This is a genomic window from Bacteroidota bacterium (assembly GCA_016195025.1).
Lineage (GTDB): Bacteria > Bacteroidota > Bacteroidia > Palsa-948 > Palsa-948 > Palsa-948.
This window is the reverse complement of the sequence record JACQAL010000027.1, coordinates 1-22,118: the sequence shown is the minus strand read 5'-3', so window position 1 is coordinate 22,118 and position 22,118 is coordinate 1. Positions and strand designations below refer to the sequence as shown.

Sequence of the window (22,118 nt, the reverse complement as noted above, 5' to 3'; positions counted from 1 at the left end):
GTGTCAAAAAGAGTTCTCATCATCGGTGCCGGCCCGGCAGGATTAACAGCGGCATATATTTTAGGAAAAGCAGGACAATCAGTAATTGTGCTTGAAAAAAATCCGCAGTATGTTGGCGGAATTTCACGAACGGAAACTTACAAAGGTTACCATTTCGATATTGGAGGACATCGTTTTTTTTCGAAGAGTAGTGAAGTAGAAGATTTCTGGACAGAAATTTTAGGCAATGAAATGCTCGAGCGAAAAAGAAGTTCTAAAATTTATTACAACAAAAAGTTTTTCACTTATCCATTAATTGCAAAAGAAGCGCTTCCGAATCTTGGTTTATGGGAATCTTTTCTTTGTGTGCTTAGTTATGTGCAGATAAAAATTTTCCCCTATGAAAATCCAACAAACTTTGAAGAATGGGTATGTAACCAATTCGGAAAAAGATTATACCGGATTTTTTTTAAAACATATACGGAAAAGGTCTGGGGCATTTCCTGCAAAGAAATTTCTGCTGACTGGGCAGCACAGCGAATCAAAGGGCTTTCACTAAGCAGCGCAATTTTAAATGCTTTATTTCCCGCAAAAAATTCTAACGATAAAAATGCAATTATAAAAACTCTTATTGATTCCTTTCGCTATCCGAAATATGGTCCCGGGCAAATGTGGAAAGTTTGTGCAGAGAAAGCAAAATCTTTTGGGGCAGAAATAAAAATGAACGCTGCTGTCACAAAATTGAACTATGAAAAAAATAAATGGAGCGCTGCTCTTTCTAATGGCGAAAACGAAAAAGATTTTGATTATGTTCTTTCATCCGCTCCGATTCGGGAACTTATTCCAAATATTTTTCCTTTTTTTCCAGAAGACGCAGTTGTTGCGGCAAGACAATTAAACCATCGTGATTTTTTAACAGTAGTTTTCATTTTGAAAGACAGGAAAAAATTTACCGACAACTGGATTTATATTCACGATTCGCAGGTGAAAGTCGGACGCATTCAGAATTTCAAAGCATGGAGTCCTTATATGATTCCCGATGAATCCACTACTTGCTACAGCATGGAATATTTTTGTTTCGAAGGAGATAATTTATGGAATAGTTCTGATGCTGATTTGATTTCGCTTGCAAAAAAAGAATTAATGCAGATTGGATTGGCAAGAGAAGAAGATATTTTAGATGCATGTGTTGTTCGCCAGCAAAAAGCATATCCTGTCTATGATAAAAATTATAAAGACAATATTGAAATAATAAAAAATACTTTAAAAAAATATCCGGGCTTGTATCTTATAGGGCGAAACGGAATGCATAAATACAATAATCAAGACCACAGCATGATGACTGCCATGCTTGCGGCAAAAAATATTATTGCAGGAAAGGAATTATTTGATGTGTGGAAAGTAAATCAGGATGCAGAATATATTGAAAGCGGTGAACGAACAGATGAAGGCGGAAGAAAAATTCCAAATAAAATTTAAGTAAAGCGCATCGCCTTTACTGGAGTAATGTAAGTGATAATGTAGGAAGGTAGAAGCAACATTATAAAGCAAACGATGAATGTTCCCACATTCAATAATAATACATGAAGTAAATTCAGATTAATTGGAATGTAAGAAAGATAATATGTTCTTTCATCGAGTGGAATCAGGTGAAAATATTTTTGCAGAAGGCAAAAAGAAATTCCAATGATATTTCCCAAAAGCAACCCTCTTCCGATTAAAAAACCTGCATTGTAAAGAAAAATTTTCCGCACATTCCGGTTTGCCATGCCGAGCGCTTTTAAGATGCCAATCATATTTGTTCGTTCGAGAATGAGAACAAGCAATGCGGAAATCATATTAATGGCAGCAACCAAAGCCATAAGCATAATTACAACCACTGCATTGATATCCTGCGCATCGAGCCATGAAAAAATCTGGCGGTTGAGGTCTTTAATGCTTCTGGCGAGAAAATTATAACCGATAGTTTCATTTACATATTCGGTGGTAGCATCTAATTTTTCATAGTCATTCAGCAAAACTTCAAACCCCGCAACTTGGTTTTGGTTCCAGTTATTTAATTTCTGAATATGCGCGATATCCGCAATCACATATACTTGGTCAAACATATCGCCAAGCCCGGTAGAATAAATTCCGCTGATAGAAAATTTTCTCGCGCGCTGCTGCTGATTTTCGATGAAGTAAATGACAATGGTATCATTCAGTTTCAGTTTTAATTTTTCTTTATGAAATTTTGAAATCAGAATTTTATCTGACTTTACCGAATCAGAAACTGCGAATAGTTCCCCTTCCACAATATTTTTTTTGAAAAATTCCCAGTCGAAATCGCTGCCGATTCCTTTTACAATCACTCCCTGCAGTTCATCTTTTGTTTTTATGATTCCTGCTTTGGTTGCAAAACTTTGTATGTGCTTTATGGAAGAATTTTTTTTCAGCCCAGAAAGAAAAGGTTGATTGCGGTCAATGCTGGAACTTTCGAACGATTCATTATTTTCATAGTTGGTAATTTGAATATGCGAGCCGAAACCAATTACTTTCTCGCGGATTTCTTTTTGAAATCCTGTTACAATTGCAAGCGTGAGAATCATCACGATGAGGCCGAGTGCAATTCCGAGAATGGCTATATTTACAATTGGTTTTGAAAAACCTTTATTGCCCGAAATAATTTTTTTTGAAATGAAAAATTCCGTGTTCATTTGCCCTACTAAATTACTAATCTCTACTAATGTACTAATTTAGAAATTTCTCTATGCGATTTCATGTGACTTTTGTGTATTATCTATTGTTTACAGTTTACTGCTTTTCGCAATTTGCACTTCCTATAAAACTTCAGGATAAAACCTCTGCCGATTTAAAAGTTGGAGCCGAACAAACTGGCAACTATTTTTCTTTGTTAAAAGATAAACGAATTGCGGTGGTCGCTCATCCCGCTTCGCTGGTTAAGAACACTCACCTTGTGGATACACTTCTGAAATCAGGAATAAAGGTGAAAAAAATTTTTGCGCCTGAACATGGGTTCAGGGGAAATGAAGGTGCCGGAGAAAAATTTAAAAACAATATTGACGAGCAGACAAAACTTCCGGTGATTTCTCTCTATGGAAAAAATTTTAAACCCAAGGCGGATGATTTGAAAGATGTGGATGTGGTTCTTTTCGATTTGCAGGATGTGGGCGCGCGCTTCTATACTTATTTATCTACGCTTCATTATGTGATGGAAGCGTGTGCGGAAAATAAAAAACAATTAATTCTTCTCGACCGCCCGAATCCGAATGGATATTATATAGATGGTCCGGTGCTTGAATCAAAATGGAAATCTTTTTCCGGATTGCATCCTGTTCCGATTGTTTACGGAATGACAATTGGTGAATACGCAAAAATGATTAACGGAGAAAAATGGCTGGCGAACGGAGTGCAATGCAATCTCACGGTGATTCCAATTGAAAATTATTCTCACAATGATTTATATCAACTTCCTGTGAAACCATCGCCCAATCTTCCGAATATGTCTTCGGTTTATTTATATCCTTCGCTTTGTTTGTTTGAGGGAACAATGGTGAGTGTTGGGCGGGGAACTGATAAGCCGTTTCAGATTTTTGGTTATCCTGAAATGAAGGGAACTGCATTTGCTTTCACTCCCGCATCAATTCAGAATGCAAGTGAAAATCCTCCTTACAAAGATAAATTATGCTGGGGTTATGATGTTTCAAATTATGGCGAGATGTACGTAAAATATTACAAGAGAATTTATCTTTTTTGGATTTTGAATCTTTATAATACAAGTTCCTTGAAAGAAAAGTTTTTCAATATCTATTTCAATAACCTTGCGGGGAATGAAACGCTCAAGAAGCAAATCATAGATGGAAAAACGGAAGAAGAAATCCGTGCTTCGTGGGAACTGGCATTGAAAAAATTTAAAGAGGTTAGAAAAAAATATCTTCTCTATCCTGATTTTGAATAAAAAATCTGAGAAAAAATAATTATCTTTAAGGAGAAAATTTCAGAAGAAGATTCTCATGCATGATATCGAACCGCATTTTAACTGGAGAAATTTATATTCCGCAGAAGAGGATGAACGTTCGCCATTTTTTGGAAGAGAATTCAGCGAGTTTGAATTTACCAATTCAATTTACGGATATTGCATTCATCCGCAGTGGGACGAAATCGGTTCGCCAACTCTTTTCATAAAAATTCTTTTTGCAGATTATGATGAAAAATTTGCCGTCATTGAAATGCTTGGTGAATGGAATTATTGCCTGCACAATGACATCATGTTTTTAAAGCGCGACATTATTGATAAGTTAATGGGAAGCGGAATTAAAAAATTTATTCTCATAGGAGAAAACATTCTCAACTTTCATTATTCAGATGAATCCTACTATGAAGAATGGAATGAAGATAATTCCGATGGATGGATTGCATTGCTCGGTTTCAGAAATCATGTGCTGAATGAATTTGAAAAAATAAATGTTCTGCAATATTTTCTTTCATCAGAAAAACTCAATGAAATTTCCTGGCGAACTTTTAACCCGCTGCAATTATACCAAGTGGTAGAAAAATTTGTTGTTAAGCAATTATCTCAATCCTCATAACTCCGCAGCATTTCCGCAACTTTCTTATCAACAGGGAAAGTAAAATCTTTTTCTGAAATTTTTGACAGGGAAATCCACCGAAAAGATTGCGCACCTTCTTTCTTCGCAAGAACAAATTTCTTTTTCGAAATAGAAAGTTTAATAGGAGAAATAATTTTTATATTGTAGTAAATGCTGAGAAGTTGATGGTCTTTGTGAAATGCAGATGGTTGAAAATAATCTGTTGTGTAAAAGTGTTTTTCCACTTTTATTTTGCAACCGAGTTCTTCCTTGAATTCCCTTTTGATGCAGTCAATAGTTCCTTCGCCAAAATGCAATCCTCCTCCGGGAAATTTTGTCATCTCTTTTCCGAAAGGGAATTCATCGGTTACTAACACTTCGTTGTGAGCGTTAATCAGCAAGCCGTAAACACGAATATTGAAAATGGGATACATTTGTTAAGCAAAAATAGAAAACAATCTTCCGCATGATTTTTAATTCCAGAAAAGAAATTCTTTTTGTTGTACTTGCTATGTTTTTTGTGACAAACGCAATTACTGCCGAAATGATTGGCGGCAAACTCATAGAGATAAATATTTTTGATTTTCATTTTGCATTCAGCATGGGAATTCTGCCATGGCCAATTGTTTTTATTTCTACTGATTTAATTAATGAGTATTTCGGCAAAAAAGGAGTGAGAAAATTGTCGGTTATTACTGCGTGCTTGATTGGCTATGCTTTCCTTCTTCTTTATGGAGGAATGAATGTTCCTGCCGCTGCATTTTCTCCGGTTCAGGATAAGGAATTCAATATTGTTTTTGGACAGTCCATGTGGATAATTGTAGGGAGTATTATTGCATTTTTGGTTTCACAAATTATGGATGTGTTTGTATTCTGGTTTTTCAGAGCGCTGACGAAAGAAAAATTTTTATGGCTTCGCACTACAGGTTCAACCGTGATTTCTCAGTTGATAGATTCTTTCATTGTTCTGGGAATCGGATTTCTTATGCCGGGAAAAATTTCTTTTTCCAATTTTCTGAATGTTGGTTTTACAAATTATTCCGGAAAACTTATTCTTGCCATTCTGCTTACGCCATTAATTTATCTGGGGCATTTTCTCATAGATAAATATTTGGGAGAAAAAGAATCGGAAAAAGAAATTGAAGAAGCCGCAGAAGAATCGCTCGAAAAAAATTAAAACTTGGAGCGGGAGCGTTTGCGGTACATGACTTTATATCCAACAGTAAATACAGCGAACATATAAGCATCTTTATGGTGCACATCTCCGCGCTGACAGCCATCGCAAACCGAACCCGGCAATGGACCGCTTGCTTGCGATGGGTCGGCAAAATAAATTGCCTTAGGGCTTCCTCCGTTTGCTTTTATTTCTTGTGTGTGGTACGAATCACTTACATCATCCATAAAATCGGAATGACTCCAGCGCATGCCTAATTCCATTCCAACTCCCCAATATCTGTTCAACGCAAAGCGGGCGCCTGCTCCTGTAGTAACTAAACTTGTAATGCGCACATATTTTTTTTTCTCTCCCGGCAGTCCTTGCCCTTCGGTGCCAAACGGCTGAAGTGCATACCATTTTCCATCGAGATATTTTCCTTTGGGATTAAAATAAACTCCCCCGCCTCCTGCGAATAAATAAATCTGCCGGTCTTTGTGAGCCATTCCTCTTACGCCTTTGATTTTGTAGATATGTCCCTTTTGTTCTTTGATGAAATTAAATTCAACCTGGCCGGTTAATTCAAAAATGTTTGATTTGAAATTTAAGTTTCTGTTATTGCGAAATGGTTCTTTGGTAAGTTTGTCGTCACCTTTTAGAATTCCCCAGAACAAATTTCCTTTTACAGAAAAATATTGTTGCATTTTCCAGCGCATGCTTCCACCTACAGCAGGACGAGTCAAAACAAATTCCAAATCTTTAAAGCCATGAGTTCCGATTTGATCGGCTCCGCCCAAATCGCCAAGAAAATTTGTAACGCCAAGCGAGCCGATTAACTCATAACGGTAAGGAGGTTTTTTTCTGTAGAATCCCCCGCGCCTTCTCTTGTGCTGCGCATCGGCAAGAGATACAATCAGAGAAAACAATAATGTTAGAAGTAAAATTTTTCGCATAATGGAGCAAAGTACAAATGTAAATAAAAAATTCTTTTAAGGCGAGAAAAATTAACAAGCATTGAAAAGTGGTGCCCGGGACAGGACTTGAACCTGCATGCCTTACGGCATACGCTTCTGAGACGTACGTGTCTGCCAATTCCACCACCCGGGCTTAAGGGTTGCAAATGTAAAGGAAAAAAGAAACTGCCTTACGCGTTCACAGCAATTTTCGGAGCGGCAGAAAGAATTTCTTCATTTGCTGCACCGGCATACTGTTCAAAATTTTTCACAAATGATTTTGCAAGTTCGTTTGCTTTGGAATCATAAGCATCTTTATTTTTCCACGTGTTACGCGGATTCAAAATTTCGGAAGGAATATTTGGGCAAGAAGCAGGAAGATGTAAATTGAAAACAGGCAGTGTTTCGAATTTTACTTTTTCCAGCTCACCATTCAAAGCTGCGGTGATGAGCGCACGCGTATATGAAAGTTTTATCCTGCTTCCAATTCCATACGCACCGCCAGTCCAGCCGGTATTCACGAGCCAAACATTTATTGATTTGTTCTCATTTAATTTTTTTCCCAGCAGTTCCGCATATTTTGTAGGATGAAGAGGAAGGAATGCTTTTCCGAAACAAGCGGAGAAAGTCAAAGTAGGTTCTGTAATTCCCATTTCTGTTCCTGCAACTTTCGCAGTGTAACCGGAGATGAAATGATACATTGCTTGCGCAGAAGTTAATTTTGAAATCGGGGGAAGAACGCCAAATGCATCGCAGGTGAGAAAGAAAATATTTTTTGGAATTCCGCCAACGCTTGGCTCGACAGAATTGTCAATAAAATTTATCGGATAAGCAACGCGGGTATTTTCGGTTACAGAAATATCATCGTAGTTTACTTTTTTTGTTCCGGGAAAGAAGCGGACATTTTCCAGCAGCGCACCTTCTTTTATCGCTCTGAAAATCTGCGGTTCTTTTTCTTCGGTGAGGTTCACGCATTTTGCATAGCAGCCGCCTTCAAAATTGAAAATTGTTTTTTCTGACCAGCCGTGTTCGTCATCGCCAATTAATCCGCGGTTCGGGTCGGCAGATAAAGTTGTTTTTCCTGTGCCGCTCAAGCCGAAAAAAATTGCAGTGTCTCCTTTCTTTCCAATGTTCGCGGAGCAATGCATGGAGAGAACATTTTTTTCGTAGGGCAAAATATAATTCAACAGAGTAAAAATACTTTTCTTGATTTCGCCTGTGTAGCCGCTTCCGCCAATCAAAATAATTTTTTTCGTCAGATTGAGAATAGTGAAATTATGCTGGCGTGTTCCGTCTTCTTTTGCATTCGCTTTGAATCCCGGAGCATTTACAATTGTCCACTCAGGATTAAAAGAGGAAAGTTCATCTTTGGTCGGGCGAATGAAAAGATTATTTACAAAAAGATTTGACCACGGAAGTTCTGTAACAACGCGAACTGAGAGACGATAACTTTTATCGGCACAGGCATAAGAATCGCGCACATAAATTTTTTTTCCTGAAAGATAATTGACAACTTTATTATACAGCGCGTCAAATTTTTTCGAATCGAATTTAAAATTCACATCGCCCCACCAGATGGTATCTTTCGATTTTTCATCCAGCACAGTGTATTTATCTTTTGGCGAGCGCCCGGTAAATTCACCGGTGTCAACGGCAAGGGCTTTTGTATCGGTGAGAACGCCTTGATTCAGGCACAGTGTTTCTTCGGTAAGTTCAGCGGGAGTTAAGTTCCAGCAAGCATTTGCATTTTTTATTCCAATTGATTCGAGTCCGTCAGATGAAGGACTCTTCTTATCAGATTCTTTCATAGGTTTTCATTTAAAGAAGCGCGAATTTAAAAAAATCGCCAAACGAAAACTATGATTTTTATCTAATGTTTATGAACACATTTTGCATTATCGTTTACATGGACAAGAGTTGATTTTGCGAGTAAATCTTTCGCTTTTTTGATAAACTCTGCCTGTTCAGTTGAAGAAAGTTCAGAAAGTTTCAAACAGTAATCAATTTCACCTTCACGTCCCCAATGCGTTGGCTCGTAAGAAATTTTTTTCAGATAAGTATCCATGAATTTTACGAATGCATCATTGGTTTTGCTGTCTATTCCTTCCCCTTTACTATAGAACTGCACAACTAGCGGATAGGTATCATCTGCAGTTGTTGGAGTTGGAATTGGAGGCCAGTTCACATGATCGCACTGTGCATTTTCTTTTTGGTGAACCAGTTTTGATTTTGCAAGAATAACTTTTGCTTTAGTTATAAATTCAGTTTGCTCTGCAGAATTTAATTCAGAAAGTGCGAGGCAATAATCTGTTTCTCCTTCTCTTCCCCAATGTTTCGGTTCAAAAGAAATTTTTTTAGGATATGAATTCAGAAATTTTACAAACTCATCATGCGCTGCGCCATCAATTCCCTGGCCGATACTGTAAAATGAAACAACAAACCTTACATTATTGGTTGATGGAGTTACAGCAGCAGTTGTAGTTGTTGAAGTCTGAGTTGCAGAAGATGAAGTTGTGTTTGTTTGCTGCGGTGTTGAATAAGAAGAAGCATCGGTGGTTGTGCTCTTCTTGCTTTTGCATGAATCTACCGAAAGAAGAACCGAACTGATTACGATGAGATGAAAATGAAAAAGAGTTTTCATGTTATAAATTATTTGTTGGACTTAAGTGCAGCAAAAGTAAGCAGTAACCATGCCAGAATAAAACTCAATCCCCCGAATGGAGTTATGGCGCCAATCCATTTCATTTCTTCATTTCCAATTCCCATAAGCGGGCGCAGTGCCAGAAAATAAAGTGAAAAAGAAAAAAGAATTATTCCCGCAATAAATAAATTAGAAGAATAGTTTAAAAATTTCGAATTAATTTTTTCCGAAAGAATTGAAACAAAAATTAATGCGAGCGTGTGATAAAACTGGTAGCGTACTGCTGTTTCAAAGGTTTGAAGATTTTCTGCTGGAAGTTTTTCTTTTAACGCGTGTGCTCCCATCGCTCCGAGTGCTACGCAGAGTGCGCCTGAAATTCCTGCAACAGCAAGAAGTTTTTTATTCATGATAAATACTTCTCAATAAATTCCCGGACGCAGCCATCGCCTCCTTTTTTTTTCAGCACAACATTCACAGCTTTTTTTATTTTATTCACTGCATCAGACGGACAGGCGGAAAATCCGACTTCAGCGATAATTTTTAAATCATTCACATCATCTCCAATAAAAGCAACTTCGCTTGTTTTGATTTTTAATTTTGTAAGCCATTTATTCAGCACTAAAACTTTTTCTTCTGTTCCGGAATATGCATATTGAACTCCGAGCATTTGCGCCCGTGCATGAGTTAATTTTTCGCTTCGTGAAGCTGCGCTGATAAATCCAACGATAATTCCTGCTTTCAACGCATCTTTAATTCCAACCCCATCCTTTACATTAAATTTTTTGGAGAGGTCTCCATTTTCAGTCACATAAATTCCTCCATCGGTGAGAACTCCATCAACATCAAGTGCCAGAAATTTTATTTTTTTATTTTCCATCAGATAATATTTCTTCCAATCGCTTTTGCAATCGGCTTGAGTGATTCATATAATTTTGTGAACTCATCAAAATTTAATTGTTGTGACGCATCTGATTTTGCCACTGCGGGATTCGGATGCGTTTCAACAAGCAAGCCATCGCAACCCATCGCGATGCAAGCGCGGGTTAAATCCGCAACTCCATATGCATATCCAATCGCATGACTCGGATCAAGAATGATGGGAAGATTCGTGTGTTCTTTCAGCCATGCCACTCCGCATAAATCCAAAGTGAATCTTGTTTTAGTTTCGAATGTTCTAATTCCTCGCTCGCAAAGAATTACATTTTCATTTCCACCTGACAAAATAAATTCGGCTGCCTGAACGAACTCCTGAAGTGTGGTTCCGAATCCGCGTTTAAGGAGAATAGGTTTTTTAATTTTTGCACACGCCTTCAGAATTCCGTGATCATACATTGACTTTGCGCCAATCTGAATAATATCAGAATACTGAATGATATCCTGCACTTGCGTAGAGTCGCGCACTTCTGAAATTATTTTTAATCCGTATTTGCTGCGCATTTTGTCCAGCAACTTCAAGCCATCCAAACCGATTCCCTGAAAACTGTAGGGAGAAGTTCTCGGCTTGAACGCGCCCGCGCGAAGAATTTTTACTCCGAGTTTTTTGCAAAGTTGTGCCGCTTGCTCAATCTGTTCTTCGGATTCCACTGAACATGGCCCTGTGATGACAACCGTATTATTTGTTTTTCCTCCTATAGAAATTTCATCAGATATTTTTATTTCTCTTGTTCCGTTAATATATTTTTTACTTGCGAGTTGAATATCATCATTGAAAACAAAACTTTCTGCAGTGATTGATTTATGTTTCTCAGGAACTTCTTTTAATTTATTTGGTGTGACAAGAACGAAAGATCCATTTTGTTTTACAACAAACGCGTCTAATTCTTTTCCGAGTTCGTTTGCTTTTATTGCGTCAACAGTATTTTTTAGTTTGATGATCATTTTTATTCTCCTTTGATAAGATTGCTGAATGTAATTGCGCCTGTCAGATTATTTTTTCGGTCAACCACAGGCAAATATAAAATGTTCTGCTTTGTGTTCTTGATGAACTCGATCATTTCAGTAATCGAAAAATCATCATACACGCGAATCGGATTTTTGTTGACGATGTCTTTTACTTCAATAGAATTCAAATCATTTATTTTCCGAATGAGACCTTTGCGAACATCCGCGTTGCTGATAATGCCCGCAAATTTTCCTTTGTTATCCGCTACAGTTGTGAAACCTACTGCGTATTCGTCAATTGTATTCAGCATGTGAGCGAAAGAAGAATCTTCTCCAATCATAGGAATTTCTTCTTTGCTCATCATCACATCACGCACGTGCATTCCTGATGGAACGTAATACTGGCTGCGAAGATTGTGCATGGCGCTTCCAATCACAGAAGAATTCACAAGATACGAACCGGAAACAACAGAGTAAACTCCCATGTTGCGCAGCACGAATGAAACATCAGCAGTCACTCCGCCATCCACGTGAATTTTTTTCTCAGGATATTTCTGATGAAACTCGCGGATCTTTTTGAAATTTTCTTTGTTGAACGTGCCACCGCTTTTTCCAGGCGTGGTAGTCATGAATAAAATGAAATCAAATCTGTCTTTATATTTTTCAAATACGTCAATTTCTGTTTCCGAAATAATTGCAAGCCCGAGTTTTGATTTTATTTCTTTTGGAATTTTGATTTTTCCTTTAAGGTTTTCATATTGAAAAGTTACCAGGTCAACGTTGTTCTCTATAACTTTTGGAAAAAACTTTTCCGGCTTATCGCTGATGATGTGAAGGTCAATTTGTGTTTTGCTTTTTTTTCGGATTGCTTTTATGTCATCAAAAACTTTCAGTTCATCGTTGCAGTCAACGTGAAAATAATCCACATGAAATTCATCGAGTTCTTTCACTAATGTGCTCAGCGATTTTACTTTGCTTGAATATATAGAAGCGGAGATTTTCACGAAGCAAAATTAGAATAAATTTTCAGCAGAGGTTTTCAATACATTTGCGAATGCTTAAAAAACTTTTTATATTCTTCTTTAAAGAATATTTTTTCTGGCTTTCCTTTTTTGCAATCTGCCGTTTTATCTTCCTTATATATAATATAGGTGAACTCAAAGGAATTTCTTTTGGGGAAATTTTGTCAACGTTCTTTCAGGCAATTTATTTAGACACTTCAATGGCTTGCTATTTTCTTGCGTTTACTTTTCTCTGCTATATTCTGTTCGGATTCTTTAGCAAAAAAATATTTCTTCTGATTAACCGGATTTATGTTGCCATAATTCTTTTTCTCTATTCAATTATTGTAATTCCCGAACTGAAAATTTATGATGAATGGGGAACGAAGATGAATATTAAAGCTATTCGCTTTTGGGAACATCCTTCTGAAGTAATTAATTCAACGAGTACCGGATTTTTGATTTTTGGATTTATTGCGATTGGTATTTTGACTTTCATTGGATTTTTTATTCACAAAAAAATTTGCAAGGTTGAAGGTTCTGAAATTCCTTTTTCTAAAAGATGGATTGGTGCAACTATATTTCTTATCACCATTCCGTTTTTAATCGCTCTTGGAATTCGCGGAGGTGTTCAGGAAATTCCGATTCAGCAAAGTGATGCATATTTTTCAAAACATAATGTTTTGAATCTTGCTTCTGTGAATTCGGGATGGAATCTCGGGCAAAGTTTTTGGGAAAACAGAATGAACATGAAAGGAAATCCGTATATCTATTTCCCAATGGAAGAAGCAAAACAAACTGTTCAGCAACTTTATAAAACAGAAAAAGATTCCACAATAAAATTTCTAAAAGAAAAAAATCCAAACATTGTTCTTGTTATTCTCGAAAGTTGGTCGGCAGATATGATTCATTCACTGGGCGGATACGACAGTGTTACGCCCGGCTTTGATAAACTTGCCGCGCAGGGAATTTTATTCGACAGCATTTATGCCAGCGGAGATTTATCTGACCAGGGAATGACCGCCATCTTCAGCGCGTTTCCTGCTCTGCCTTCTGGAACTTCTATTATAGGTCAGCCGGGAAAGTATGGACATCTACCTTGCCTGAATTCTGAGTTTAAGAAAATCGGATATACCACTTCTTATTTATTTGGCGGACAACTTAGCTACGGAAATATAAAAGCATATATGTATTACAATAACTTCGACAGGATTCTTGAAGGAAAAGATTTTGATTCGAATACTCCGCGGGGAAAATTAGGAGTGCATGATGAATTTTTATATACAAGACAACTGAATGAATTGCGAAATGAAAAGCAACCATTCTTTGCAGGAATGTTCACGCTCAGCAGCCATTCCCCTTTCGATATGCCTATGAAAAAGAAATTTTACTGGGACACGGATGAAAATGATTATGTGAATGGAATATCTTATGCTGATTCCTGCTTGTATGATTTTATTCAGAAAGCGAAAAAAGAAAAATGGTATGACAACACGCTTTTCATTTTTGTTTCAGACCACAGTCACCGCTCACCGAAACATTGGGTTCAGCAGCAGCCCGAGTACAGAAAAATTGCAATGATGTTTTATGGAAATGTTATCAAGGATGAATTTAAAGGAACACAGTATAAAAAAATCTGTTCGCAGATTGATTTGGCTGCAACATTGCTTAATCAGTTCAATATTTCTTCTGAAAAATTCTCATGGAGCAAGAATCTTTTCAATCCGAACGCGAATGAATTTGCTTTTTACGAAACGCACGATGGTTTTGGATTTGTCCGTCCGAATAATTATTTAGTTTATTCGCATGCCGACAATAATTTTCCATTCGAGAAAACTATTTCTCTTGAAGAAAAATCAAAGTTGGAAAAAGAAGGGAAAAGTTTTCTGCAAACTGTTTTCCAGGAGTATACGGACTTCTAATACAATTATAATTCCTTCTTTCTTTTTTCAAAGTTATAACCAATGCCAATATTTGCGAAAAAAGAAAAATAGCCATATTCAAAAAAATCTGATGGTATGTCTTGCCTGGATAAATTTGGGTCTGTTTTATTTTCAATACCGCTGTTAATATGGTGTGTCGCAACACCGAAACCAAGAGATTGATTTAAATAAATTCCACTCTTGGCCTTTAATTGAAATCCATAACCCACTTCATTAGTTAATTCAGAATATTTTTCCCATGACCTGCCAGAATAAATTTGATTATTCACATAATATTTTTCTTCTGAATCTGCGCTGTAATAAGAATATCCTGCTCGATAGAAAAAATAAAGATTAAACATCTTATTATTTCCATTAGGAAAAATCTTGTACATACCTTCAATTCCTCCTCTTGCAGTATGAGAATAGTGACTATTGTAGGGATTATCTAAAAATATTGTAGGAGTAAGCAAGAAAGATTGCTTTTTATAATTATAAACAAAAGCCGGAACAAAACGTAATCCTGCATCCCATTCTGATGTTTGGAAATTTATACCAAGATTAAATCCAAAAGAATTTCTTAAAGAAGAAGAATCTTGTGTGCCACAATAAACTAATGGCGCATTGAAGAAAAATAAAAGGAAGAAAATATTTCTCATTTATAATTTTACCGAACGATGCTTTATAGGATTTATTGTGATTGGTAATAAAGTATCTTCGCCAACTTTTATGTTCACCAAAAATTTCAGCGAACATTTTCGCAAAACAATTCTTCTTGCTTGGCCGGTTTGTTTGAGTAATCTCGGCAATGTAATGGTGGGAATTGTGGATACAGCCATGGTGGGCGGAATCCGTGAAGATGTTTTCGGTTACAGCGCCACCACCGCACAAGCGGCAGTTTCGCTCGCGAATGCAATTTATTTTCTCGTTCTTGTGTTTGGCGTGGGTGTTTCTTTCGGAGTAACTCCGCTTGCGGCAGAAGCAGATGCTTCCTTTAATATAGAAGAGAATAAAAAATTGCTGAGCCACGCCATTATTCTGAATCTTGTTACAAATTTATTTTTGTTCGTAGTGCTGCTTGCATTTTCACCAGTCATGCGGCACATCAACCAGCCGAAAGATGTAGCTGAGTTTGCCATTCCTTATTTAAATGTAATGATGCTCGGAATGATTCCGCTGGCAATTTTTGCATCGTTCAAACAATTTGCCGAAGGGCTTTCGTTCACGCGCGTGGCAATGTTCATCACCATCGGTTCAAATCTCCTGAATGTTTTCCTGAACTGGGTTCTTATCTACGGAAAATTCGGAATCACTGCAATGGGAATGATGGGCGCATGCTGGGCAACTTTTTATTCGCGCGTGGCAATGGCGGTTGCCATGTTCCTCTATATTTATTATAGCAGGAATTTTATAAACTACCGCGAAGCATTTCTCTTCAGAGAAATTTCTTTTGAACGTCTGAAAAAAATTTTCAGAATCGGAGCAACTTCCGGAATGCAATGGGTTTTTGAAGTGAGCGCGTTTGCTTTTGCACTGGTGATGATTGGATGGATTGGAAAACGTGAACAAGCCGCGCACCAGATTGCTTTGCAGATTGCCGCCATGACTTACCTGATGGCAAGCGGAATCAGCGCGGCAGCAAGTGTTCGCGTGGGAAACCAACTCGGCTTAAAAAATATTTTTCAACTGCGCGCAGCGGCATTCAGCGCGTTTGCAATGGCAATCATCGCGCAGGCATTTTGGGCAATCATTTTTATTTTGTTCCGGTTTTCAATTCCGGTTTTATTCAATGATGAAGTTCAGGTGAGAGAAATTGTTTCATCGCTGCTTCTCATTGCCGCGCTGTTTCAAATTTCAGATGGCGTACAAATTGTCGGGCTGGGGGTGCTGCGCGGAATAAAAGACGTAACTATTCCCACTTGGATAACTTTTCTCGCTTACTGGCTCATTGGTTTGCCTTGCAGTTATTTTCTTGCGTTCAAATTTAATTTAGGAGTGGAAGGAATCTGGTACGGACTTACGATTGGCTTAACCGTTGCAGCTATTTTTCTTTTCCTGAGATTTACTTTTGTGACGAAAAGAATTTTATTTTAGAATAAGTTTCTTACTATGTTTTTTTATACTTCGAAAATATTTTCCTTTCTCATTACTCCCGCAATATGGATTTTTCTTTTGCTGGTGTATGCGCTTCTTTGCAAAGATAAAATCAGGAGAAGAAGTTTGATTTGGGCGCTTTCCTTATTCTATGTTTTTTCCAATTCTTTTTTACTCGAAGAAGTTAACCGCTGCTGGGAAATTCCTGCTACTTCCTATAAAGATTTAAAAACATACGATGCAGGAATTGTGCTGGGCGGAATGCTCGATTACGATATTGAACTGGACAGAATACAATTTTACCGCGGTGCTGACCGGTTATTTCAGGCGATTGAATTATATAAAACCGGAGCAATAAAAAAAATTTTATTTACCGGAGGAAGCGGCAGCATTGAGTTTGCAAATATTAAAGAAGGAATGTTTGTGCGCAGGTATTTGCTCACGCTCGGAATTCCGGATAAAGATATTTGGATTGAGAATGAATCGCGCAACACGAGGGAGAATGCGGTGTTTACAAAAAATCTTCTCGATGAGAAGGAATATTCGCGCGGAAAATTTTTGCTGATTACTTCCGGCAGGCACATGCGAAGGGCAATGGCTTGCTTCCGGAAAGTTGGTATTGATGTTTTTCCCTATAGCGTTGACCGCGATGCGAGTTCCGTGAGGCGTTATGCGCTGGATTATCTTTTAATTCCCGATGCAGAAACGCTCTGGAAATGGGATTCGCTTATTCACGAATGGATGGGAATGCTCATCTATAAAATAAAAGGATATGCCTGAAAATTATTTCTTAAATTCTTTTCTTAGTTTTTTATTTTCTTCCACTCCGAAGAGCAGCATGTAATCGTTGAAGGAAATATTTTTATAGGTCTGCGCGGCAATGGGAAGTTTTTGAATTTCGGTTGAGGGAGAAAGTTTTATCTGCACAAGATTGTCGAGCAGGATTTCAGCCGGCATTTTGAAATCGGCATTTGCATATTTCCACCGGTAATAAAAATCTTTTCCGTCCCAGTCGTATTCAAGAAAAGGAGTTTCCCGTTTGTACAAATATTGCTTGAAGAACCATCCGTAGTCATTGCCGGTTTTTTCATTCACCAGGTCAATAAAATTCTGCGATGAAACTGTTTTGTATTTGTATTTTTCATAGTAGGATTTCAGAATATCAAAAAATGTTTTATCATCATTAATTAATGTTCGCAGTGAGTTAAGCACCCACGCGCCTTTCTGATAACAATCGGAATTCTTATAGTAAAAATACCGGTAGCCAACCGGGCCCACAACGGGCCATTTATTCTGAATGAAGAGGCGGTACACGAGCAGATAACGGTAGTACGCGCTTTTCCCCTGCGTGCTTTCAACATACAATGCTTCCGAATAAGTTGCAAAACCTTCCTGCAGCCACACATCGGCAAAATCGGCAGCGGTTATTCCATTTCCCCACCATTCGTGCGCGCTCTCGTGAAGAATGATGTAATCAAAATTTCCTGAGAAACTGTTATTCTTGTAGCCGTTTCCATAGGCAATTGCGCTCTGATGCTCCATTCCTTCATAGGGAGATTCAACTAATTTATACCCGTCATTGTACCATGGAAATTCTCCGAATGTTTTTTCATAAAATGAAATCTGGTCTTTCGCCTGCTTGAAATGTTCTTTCGCTTTTTCGTAATTAGGCGCGCGCACATAGTGATTCACCGGCAGAATTTTTCCGGAAGGCATTTGATAAGAATCGGGGAGAAGCACAAAGTTTCCTATGTATAATGTAACATCATAGAGATTGATTGGATAGGAAACAAACCATTTGTAGGTGGAAGTATTTTCATGCTCTTCTTTTCCGCGCAACTTTCCGTTTGACACCGCAACTAAATTTTTTGCGCAGGTAATATTTATGGAAGCGCTGTCGGGCTCATCGTTGTTCACATCTTTGCAGGGCCACCAAAGCGATGCGCCTTCGGTTTCGCAGGCAACTCCTATCCATGGATTTTTTTCTTTGTCGTGTTTCCAGACGAAGCCGCCATCCCACGGTGGTTTTTTTGCAGCGCGCGGTGAACCTTCATAGTCAATTTTGATTTTGAAAATTTCTCCTGCTTTTTGTTTGAAAGGAATAAAAATGGCTCCGTATTTTCTTACATACGTTGCGTTAATGAATTTGCTATCCTTTTCCGAGATTGAATTTAATGTTGCATACCCGATGGAATTTACTTTCATGTTTGCATATAAATCGAGTTGAATGGTATCAAAATCAGAAACTGCGGTTGCATTCATCGTAACAGTTCCTTTCAACTGTTTTTTATTTTCATCCACCGTCACATTCAATTCGTAGTAGGTTGCGTCAAAGCAAGTGCGGTATTTTGTGTTCTCTTTGCCGAGAAGTTTTGTGGTTTCGGAAAAATGCGGATACCTGCCCGCGTGTTTCGGATTCTGAAGCCGCACATGAATTCCAACCAGCGCGCAGGAAGAGACATAAAAAGCGAGTAAGATGTAAGAGGTAATATTTAATATGTAATATTTTTTTTTAAGCATCTTTAAATAGTAAATATTACATATTCAATGTTACATTGACTTGAGTTGTTCTTCCAGCGCTTTTATTTTTGCTTCCGCATCGGCTTGTTTTTTCTTTTCGAGTTCGAGCACTTCAGATTTTGCGTTCTGAACAAACTTCTCATTCGCCAGTTTTTTTTGAACGGACTGAAGAAACCCTTTGTTGTAATCCAATTCTTTCGAAAGGCGTTCTTTTTCTTCCGCTATATTTATTTTTAACGGAATGTAGAATTCAATATTACTCACGATAAACGAAGTTGCATTCTCAATTTTTTTATTTGTGTAATGCACTGCGCTGATGTTGCAAAGTTTTTTGAGCAGACCTTCAAGGTTTTTAAAACCGTGAAGGTCTTTGTCTGTGCGGATAAAAAGTTCCAGCGGTTCTTTAGGAGAAATATTTTTTTCATTGCGCACTGCACGAACCGCAATTACCGATTCCATAAATGCAGACATCTGCTTACGGATTTTTTCATCTGCCTTTTTTGATTTTGGCCAATTGGAAATAATGACGCACTCTTTTTCTTCTCTTTCACCGATGAGATGCCAGATTTCTTCGGTGATGAACGGCATGAACGGATGAAGAATTTTCAGCAGGTCTTCAAAAAATTCTATAGTGGAATTATAGGTATACGAATCAATGGGCTGTGATTTGCCGTCAATAAAATCCGGTTTAATCATTTCCAGATACCATGCGCAGAAATCATCCCACACCAATTTATAAGTTGCCATCAGCGCTTCTGAAATTCTGTATTTGCTGTATAAATCATTGATGATTTCAAGTTGCTCATTGAATTTTGCATTGAACCAGTCAATGGCAAGAGCATTACTGCTTTGTTGGTCGGGATTTGAAATCCCGACCTGCGAAGTTTCATCCACATTCCATCCTTTCATCAAACGAAACGCATTCCAGATTTTGTTTGCGAAATTTCTTCCCTGCTCGCAATACGATTCGTCAAACAATAAATCATTTCCGGCAGGAGAGCAGAGCAGCATGCCAACGCGCACGCCATCGGTGCTGTATTTTTCCATGAGTTCAATCGGGTCGGGAGAATTGCCGAGCGACTTGCTCATTTTTCTTCCCTGCTTGTCGCGCACAATTCCGGTGAGATATACATTGCGGAACGGTTTTTCTTTTTTGTATTCATAGCCGGCAATGAGCATGCGCGCCACCCAGAAGAAAAGAATTTCAGGTGCGGTTACCAAATCATTCGTGGGATAATAGTAGTTGATTTCTCCATTTGGTTTTTCAAATCCATCGAAAACAGAAATGGGCCAGAGCCACGAGGAAGCCCATGTATCTAAAACATCTTCGTCTTGCCGAAGATGGTTGATGGTTGATGTCTGATGTTTGATGGAATATAACTTTAATGCTTCATCATGAGTTTTCGCCACCACATAATTTCCTTCTTCATCGTACCATGCAGGAATGCGGTGCCCCCACCAGAGTTGGCGGCTCAAGCACCAGTCGTGAATGTTTTCTATCCAATGCTTATACGTGTTGATGAATTTTTCCGGAATGAGTTTCACTTCTCCGTTCAGCACGGCATCCAGCGCGGGCTTGGAGATTTTTTTCATATCCATGAACCATTGCATGGAGAGGCGCGGTTCAATCACTGCATCGGTGCGCTCACTGAGCGCAACCTGATGCGAATAATCTTCCATCTTCACAAGCAAACCTTCTTCCTGCAATTGCTGAATTGCTTTTTTGCGCGCAACAATTCTATCAAGACCAACGAAAACTTTTCCTGCCTCCGAAATAGTTCCGTCTTCATTCAGAATATCAATGGAAGGAAGATTATGCCGCTTGCCTATTTCATAATCGGTTTTGTCGTGAGCGGGAGTGATTTTCAAACATCCTGTTCCGAATTCTTTGTCAACCGATTCATCGGTGATGATGGGAACTGCGCGGTTCACCAGCGGGACAATCACTTTTTTTCCGTGCAGATGTTTGTAGCGCTCGTCATCGGGATGAACTGCCACTGCCACATCGCCCATAATTGTTTCGGGGCGAGTGGTTGCAATAATTACTGCCTCCCCAACCCCTCCGAAGGAGGGGCTTTCAGAGTGTGAATCAACTGCTACTTTATATTTTACATAAACAAGTTGGGTGTTCACCTGTTTGAAAAAAACTTCTTCATCGCTCACTGCAGTTTTTGCAACGGGGTCCCAGTTCACCATGCGCAAGCCGCGATAGATGCAGCCCTTCTGATGCAAATCAACAAACACATTGATTACATCGCGGTAGTATTTTTCATCCATCGTGAAGCGCGTGCGTTCCCAGTCGCACGATGCGCCAAGTTTTTTCAACTGTTCCAGAATAATTCCTCCGTACTTTTCTTTCCACTCCCAGGCATGTTTCAGAAATTCTTCTCTCTGTAAATCTGATTTCTTAATTCCTTTTTCGCGGAGCATTGCCACCACCTTTGCTTCGGTGGCGATGGAAGCATGGTCGGTGCCCGGAACCCAGCAGGCGTTCCTGCCGAGCATGCGCGCCCTGCGGATAAGAACATCCTGAAGGGTGTTGTTCAGCATGTGCCCCATGTGCAGAACGCCCGTAACATTGGGCGGAGGAATGACGATGGTGTACGGCTCGCGCTTATCGGGAACGGAGTGAAAAAACTTTTTCTCCATCCAATAGGAATACCATTTCGACTCAACTTCTTTGGGGGAATATGTTTTGGAAATCTCTGCCACTGGTTACGAATTACTAATCTTGTTACTAATTTTACGAATAATGGAAGCGAAAATACGAAAAGAGGAAATAGGGAATAAGGATATAAAGAGAATAAGGGAATAGGGGATTTACTCCTTCACAAATTTTTCACGCATGGTTTTGCTGCCTGTTTGGAGTTCGAGAAAATAAATGCCCTGCTCCAGAGAAGAATCGTCAATGGTGAGATTCCTCGCTGCGCTCGGAATGACACTTTGTGTCACTTTTTCTCCAAACACATTGTAAATTTCTATTTTGTATTCATTGCCCATTGCCGACTGCCCATTGCCGACTTGTATTTGAAACTGCCCGCTCGTGGGGTTGGGGGAAACATTTATTTCAGAAGTAAAATTATTTTCTTCTATGCCTGTTGTACTGCCAAGTTTCACAATAAACATATCCCAACCGCCTGCATTGGTTAAAGTGGTTGTTCCGAAAGTGAGGGTGGGACTTAAAAAATAACCCGTTACGAGAACATTTCCGTTTGCATCCGTTGCAATGCTTCTGCCAACATCAGAATTAGTTCCGCCCGCGCTTGTTGCCCAGAGAACGGTTCCGCTTGCGTCATATTTCACAATAAAAATATCATAATTGCCTGCATTGGTTAGAGTGGTTGTTCCGAAAGTGATGGCGGGACTTAGAAAATAACCCGTTACG

The 22,118-nt window shown here is 38.6% G+C and carries 20 protein-coding genes and 1 tRNA gene; 7 read left to right on the top strand and 14 right to left on the bottom strand.

Going from position 1 to position 22,118, the window contains the following annotated elements:
* Positions 1-1,458 carry an NAD(P)/FAD-dependent oxidoreductase gene (locus tag HY063_05720; GenBank protein MBI3501275.1) on the top strand — a complete coding sequence of 486 codons (1,458 nt, stop codon included), beginning with the start codon at positions 1-3 and terminating at the stop codon, positions 1,456-1,458.
* On the opposite strand, the gene HY063_05715 is transcribed toward HY063_05720, so the two are convergent.
* Positions 1,455-2,675: an ABC transporter permease gene (locus HY063_05715; GenBank protein MBI3501274.1), complete on the bottom strand. Its 1,221-nt coding sequence runs from the start codon at positions 2,673-2,675 to the stop codon at positions 1,455-1,457. The genes HY063_05720 and HY063_05715 overlap by 4 nt on opposite strands.
* Before the next feature lie 53 nt (positions 2,676-2,728).
* Between HY063_05715 and HY063_05710 the strand changes: the two genes are divergently transcribed.
* Complete coding sequence (locus HY063_05710) at positions 2,729-3,937, top strand: DUF1343 domain-containing protein (GenBank protein MBI3501273.1); 1,209 nt, start codon at positions 2,729-2,731, stop codon at positions 3,935-3,937.
* Between the two features lie 55 nt (positions 3,938-3,992).
* Positions 3,993-4,568 carry a hypothetical protein gene (locus HY063_05705; GenBank protein ID MBI3501272.1) on the top strand — a complete coding sequence of 192 codons (576 nt, stop codon included), beginning with the start codon at positions 3,993-3,995 and terminating at the stop codon, positions 4,566-4,568.
* Here the strand turns inward: HY063_05705 and HY063_05700 are convergent.
* Positions 4,556-5,002 carry an NUDIX domain-containing protein gene (locus HY063_05700; protein ID MBI3501271.1) on the bottom strand — a complete coding sequence of 149 codons (447 nt, stop codon included), beginning with the start codon at positions 5,000-5,002 and terminating at the stop codon, positions 4,556-4,558. The two genes, HY063_05705 and HY063_05700, sit on opposite strands and share 13 nt — an antisense overlap.
* Before the next feature lie 35 nt (positions 5,003-5,037).
* Here HY063_05700 and HY063_05695 point away from each other — a divergent pair, with 35 nt between their 5' ends.
* On the top strand, positions 5,038-5,745 hold the full coding sequence (locus HY063_05695; protein MBI3501270.1) for a queuosine precursor transporter: 708 nt from the start codon (positions 5,038-5,040) through the stop codon (positions 5,743-5,745).
* Here HY063_05695 and HY063_05690 read toward each other — a convergent pair.
* The 8 genes from HY063_05690 to HY063_05655 form a co-directional block, all read right to left on the bottom strand.
* Entirely contained in the window at positions 5,742-6,674 is a 933-nt protein-coding gene (locus HY063_05690) for a hypothetical protein (GenBank protein ID MBI3501269.1), read from the bottom strand. The two genes, HY063_05695 and HY063_05690, sit on opposite strands and share 4 nt — an antisense overlap.
* 69 nt (positions 6,675-6,743) lie before the next feature.
* Positions 6,744-6,828, bottom strand: a tRNA-Leu gene (locus HY063_05685).
* Between the two features lie 37 nt (positions 6,829-6,865).
* Positions 6,866-8,482 (bottom strand): phosphoenolpyruvate carboxykinase (ATP), encoded by a 1,617-nt coding sequence (pckA, locus tag HY063_05680; GenBank protein MBI3501268.1) that lies wholly within the window; start codon positions 8,480-8,482, stop codon positions 6,866-6,868.
* 62 nt (positions 8,483-8,544) lie between these two features.
* Positions 8,545-9,315 (bottom strand): hypothetical protein, encoded by a 771-nt coding sequence (locus HY063_05675; protein MBI3501267.1) that lies wholly within the window; start codon positions 9,313-9,315, stop codon positions 8,545-8,547.
* 8 nt (positions 9,316-9,323) lie between these two features.
* A complete protein-coding gene (locus HY063_05670) occupies positions 9,324-9,722 on the bottom strand; it encodes a DUF423 domain-containing protein (protein MBI3501266.1) in 399 nt (132 codons plus the stop codon).
* Complete coding sequence (locus HY063_05665) at positions 9,719-10,192, bottom strand: HAD hydrolase family protein (GenBank protein ID MBI3501265.1); 474 nt, start codon at positions 10,190-10,192, stop codon at positions 9,719-9,721. Before HY063_05665 ends, HY063_05670 begins: the two co-directional genes overlap by 4 nt.
* Positions 10,192-11,193, bottom strand: coding sequence for a bifunctional 3-deoxy-7-phosphoheptulonate synthase/chorismate mutase (locus HY063_05660; GenBank protein MBI3501264.1), 1,002 nt, complete (start codon positions 11,191-11,193; stop codon positions 10,192-10,194). Before HY063_05660 ends, HY063_05665 begins: the two co-directional genes overlap by 1 nt.
* A 2-nt stretch (positions 11,194-11,195) precedes the next feature.
* Entirely contained in the window at positions 11,196-12,200 is a 1,005-nt protein-coding gene (locus HY063_05655; GenBank protein MBI3501263.1) for a CBS domain-containing protein, read from the bottom strand.
* Between the two features lie 179 nt (positions 12,201-12,379).
* Here HY063_05655 and HY063_05650 point away from each other — a divergent pair, with 179 nt between their 5' ends.
* Positions 12,380-14,119, top strand: coding sequence for a sulfatase-like hydrolase/transferase (locus HY063_05650; GenBank protein MBI3501262.1), 1,740 nt, complete (start codon positions 12,380-12,382; stop codon positions 14,117-14,119).
* A gap of 5 nt (positions 14,120-14,124) precedes the next feature.
* Here HY063_05650 and HY063_05645 read toward each other — a convergent pair whose 3' ends face one another.
* Positions 14,125-14,778, bottom strand: a complete 654-nt coding sequence (locus tag HY063_05645) for a hypothetical protein (GenBank protein ID MBI3501261.1) — start codon at positions 14,776-14,778, stop codon at positions 14,125-14,127.
* Positions 14,779-14,848: 70 nt separating this feature from the next.
* Between HY063_05645 and HY063_05640 the strand changes: the two genes are divergently transcribed.
* Both HY063_05640 and HY063_05635 read left to right on the top strand, forming a co-directional pair.
* The gene (locus tag HY063_05640) at positions 14,849-16,213 is read left to right on the top strand and encodes an MATE family efflux transporter (protein ID MBI3501260.1); all 1,365 of its coding nucleotides are present in this window, start codon (positions 14,849-14,851) and stop codon (positions 16,211-16,213) included.
* A 15-nt stretch (positions 16,214-16,228) separates the two neighbouring features.
* On the top strand, positions 16,229-16,993 hold the full coding sequence (locus tag HY063_05635; GenBank protein MBI3501259.1) for a YdcF family protein: 765 nt from the start codon (positions 16,229-16,231) through the stop codon (positions 16,991-16,993).
* Positions 16,994-16,996: 3 nt separating this feature from the next.
* Here HY063_05635 and HY063_05630 read toward each other — a convergent pair whose 3' ends face one another.
* From HY063_05630 to HY063_05620, 3 genes are all read right to left on the bottom strand, one after another.
* Entirely contained in the window at positions 16,997-18,733 is a 1,737-nt protein-coding gene (locus HY063_05630) for a M1 family metallopeptidase (protein MBI3501258.1), read from the bottom strand.
* 30 nt (positions 18,734-18,763) lie between these two features.
* Positions 18,764-21,436 (bottom strand): valine--tRNA ligase, encoded by a 2,673-nt coding sequence (locus HY063_05625; protein ID MBI3501257.1) that lies wholly within the window; start codon positions 21,434-21,436, stop codon positions 18,764-18,766.
* Between the two features lie 117 nt (positions 21,437-21,553).
* The coding region (locus tag HY063_05620) for a T9SS type A sorting domain-containing protein (GenBank protein MBI3501256.1) at positions 21,554-22,118 on the bottom strand (565 nt) is incomplete at its 5' end.